At 73.8% G+C, this 2810-nt stretch carries 2 protein-coding genes and 1 pseudogene; 1 reads left to right on the top strand and 2 read right to left on the bottom strand.

The genetic code is table 11. The features are described from left to right. Together B0W88_RS30955 and B0W88_RS30950 are read right to left on the bottom strand one after the other, a co-directional pair. A pseudogene (locus B0W88_RS30955) lies at nucleotides 1–960 on the bottom strand (hypothetical protein); the annotation flags it as partial. Then, nucleotides 957–1916: an alpha/beta hydrolase gene (locus B0W88_RS30950; RefSeq protein WP_077038317.1), complete on the bottom strand. Its 960-nt coding sequence runs from the start codon at nucleotides 1914–1916 to the stop codon at nucleotides 957–959. The gene B0W88_RS30950 and the pseudogene B0W88_RS30955, both read right to left, overlap by 4 nt. Before the next feature lie 130 nt (nucleotides 1917–2046). Between B0W88_RS30950 and B0W88_RS30945 the strand changes: the two genes are divergently transcribed. Beyond that, entirely contained in the window at nucleotides 2047–2808 is a 762-nt protein-coding gene (locus B0W88_RS30945; RefSeq protein WP_077038316.1) for a helix-turn-helix domain-containing protein, read from the top strand. Nucleotides 2809–2810: the final 2 nt, after the last annotated feature.

Genomic DNA, 2810 nt, shown 5'->3' with positions numbered 1-2810 from the left:
GGGCAGCGCGAGCAGGCTGCCGGCGGGCCAGTCGCCCAGCGGCTGCGCCGTCATCGCGATCAGGCGCCCGTCGACGATGCCGGCAAGGCCGCGGTAGCGCACCAGCTCGGCCGGCGGGGTCCAGCGCTCGGCCGGCAAGCCACCGGGCCCGGCATGGATCCACCACCAGCTCGGCGCACCGGCGGCCTGGTGCCAGACCTCGGCCACGAACAGGCTGCGGCCGCGGGGGCCGTCGCGGAAGTTGTGCGGGATGAAGAGCACGGCGTCGGCCGGCGCCTCGAACACCAGCTTCGCCTCCGACAGCGGCGTGCCGCGCTTCCACAGGCGGGCCTGGCGCGCGTAGCCGGCGCTGCTGAGCGTGCCGGGGCCGAAGTCGCTGGCGACCAGCAGCGTGTCCGCATCGATCCAGCTCGCGTAGCTGCGGGCCGGGGTGGTGATGGTGAAGCCGCCGTGCGCGGCGTCGACGAAGCGCCCGCTGCGCAGGTCGATCTCGCGCAGCACGGTGCGGTCGCCGCCGTCGGGCGAGAGGTTGACGATGCAGCGCTGGCTGATCGTCACGTCGCAGGCAGGGTTCTTCCACCAGAGCGGGAACTTCCAGCGCACATGCTCCCGCCGCGCCAGCGCATCCAGGTCCAGCACGGTGCGCCAGGGCCGGCCGGGTGCCTTGACCCGCCAGCTGCCGAGCGGGTGGCGGGCGTCGGTGGCGAGGCGATGGACCAGGCCGCCGTCGAGGTAATCCTCTACCTGAGCGGCGCCGCCGTGGGCCAGGAAGCGCTGCTTCTCGGCGGCGAAGCGCGGGTCGCGCAGCAGGGCCTGCTCGCTCTCGGCGTTGCGGGCGCTGATCCAGGCCCGGGTGTCGGCAGCGGCGCTGTTCTCCAGCCACAGGTCGGGCGGCTCGGCGGCGTGGGCCGCCGCGAAGGCCAGGGACAGCAGCAGCGCGGGCAGGGCGCTCCTTGTCATGGCGCGTCGCGCAGCCAGGCGCAGCATTGGGCGAAGGCCGCATCGGCCGTCTCCGCGAAGGACACCGCCTCCAGGAAGCTGTGCGGCGCGCCGGCGTGGCGCTGCAGCGCGGTCGGCACGCCGGCGGCCTGCAGCCTGGCGGCCAGGGCCAGGCTGCTGTCGCGCAGCACGTCGCAGTCGGCCACCACCAGGCAGCAGCGGGGCAGGCCCTGCAGCCGCGCCTTCAGCGGCATCGCGCGCGGGTCGTCGCGGTCACCGCCGGGGCCCAGGTACTCGTTCCAGAAGCCGCGCATCTCGTCGCGCGCCAGCGTGAAGCGGGGGCCGTCGTAGCGGGCGAAGGACTCGGTGGCATCGTCGTCGCTGAAGCAGCCATAGTTCAGCAGCAGGGCGTCGGGGGCCAGGTCTTGCCGGCGCAGGTCCAGGGCCGCCGCCAGCGCAAGGTTGGCGCCGGCGGAGTCGCCGCCCAGCGCGATGCGCGAGGCGTCGATGCCCAGCGCGCCCGCCTGCCCGAGGGCCCAGCGCCAGGCGGCCGTGGCCTGCTCCAGCGCCACCGGAAAGCGCGCCTCCGGGGCCCGCGCATAGTCCACGCCGATCACCACCCGCCCGGCCCGCGCGGCGATCTCGCGCATCAGCCGGTCGTGGCTGTCGATGCTGAAGAAGACCCAGCCGCCGCCGTGCAGATAGACCAGGGCCGGCAGCGGCGCTGCCTCGGCCGGCGGACGATGGAGGCGCAGGCGCAGCGGGCCGTGCGGCGAGTCGATCATCAGCTCGCGGGTCTCGGCCATCGCCGGCCCGCCCTGGGCCAGCGGCGCGCGCACCGCTTCGGTGATCCGGCGCACCTCGTTCAGGCTCACGCTGGCCAGCGGCGGGTGTTGGGCATAGGCGGCGGCCAGGGTCTGGGCGAAGCGGCGCATGTCGGGCCGCAGTTCGTCGTCGGGAGGCAAATGATCGTGCATGGGCCGAGCGTAAGAGCGGCGGGCCGGCGGCGCTGTTCGCTGCGGGTCGGGCACTGTCGCGATCGGGCCGCGCGCAACATCAGGCTTGTCCGGCTTGCCGGCCTCGCCCGAATCTTGCAGGATCGTTGCCATGCTGCACAGCCAAGACCTCGCCCAGGTGCCGCGCCCCGTCTGGACGCTGGCCGACGAATACCCCGCCCGCTTCGTCGACCCGCGCCATTGCCACGACCGCGCCCAGCTGCTCTATGCGGCGCAGGGCGTGATGTCCGTCGTCACCGACGCGGCCAGCTTCGTGATCCCGCCGCAGCGGGCGATCTGGATGCCGGCCGGTGTCTATCACGAGGTCACCTGCCGCAGCGCGGTGTCGGTGCGCACGCTCTATGTGGAGTCCGGTGCAGGCCTGCCGACGGACTGCCGGGTGATCGAGGTCTCCACGCTGCTGCGTGCGCTGATCCTGGAAGCGATGACGCTGCCGCGCGAGTACGACGCCGCCGGCCGTGACGGCCGCATCGTGCAGCTGATCATCGACAGCATCGCCACGCCGGCCAGCGCCAGCCTGGCCGCGCCGATGCCCCGCGACAAGCGCCTGCTGCCGGTCTGCCAGGCCCTGATCGAGGACCCGACCCGCGCCGACTCGATCGACGACTGGGCGGCCCGCGCCTGCATGAGCCGGCGCACCTTCACCCGCAGCTTCCGCGACGAGACCGGCATGAGTCTGGCCGAGTGGCGCCAGCATGTGCGCCTGCTGGAAGCGCTGTCGCGCCTGGCCTGCGGGCAGCAGGTGACGACGATCGCCTTCGACGTCGGCTACGAGAGCCCCAGCGCCTTCACCGCGGCCTTCCAGCGCGCCTTCGGCGTGCCGCCGAGCCGCTACATGGCCCAGCGCAGCTAGCG

The organism is Pelomonas sp. KK5, from assembly GCF_001984095.1.
Lineage (GTDB): Bacteria > Pseudomonadota > Gammaproteobacteria > Burkholderiales > Burkholderiaceae_C > KK5.
The sequence above is the reverse complement of the archived record's forward strand: the minus strand, read 5'-3'. Positions and strand labels throughout refer to the sequence as shown.

What these genes read in the sequence shown, in the direction of transcription:
- B0W88_RS30945 (WP_077038316.1), top strand. Translation starts at nt 2,047, where the DNA reads ATGCTGCACAGCCAAGACCTCGCCCAGGTGCCGCGCCCCGTCTGGACG.
- B0W88_RS30950 (WP_077038317.1), bottom strand. Translation starts at nt 1,916, where the DNA reads ATGCACGATCATTTGCCTCCCGACGACGAACTGCGGCCCGACATGCGC.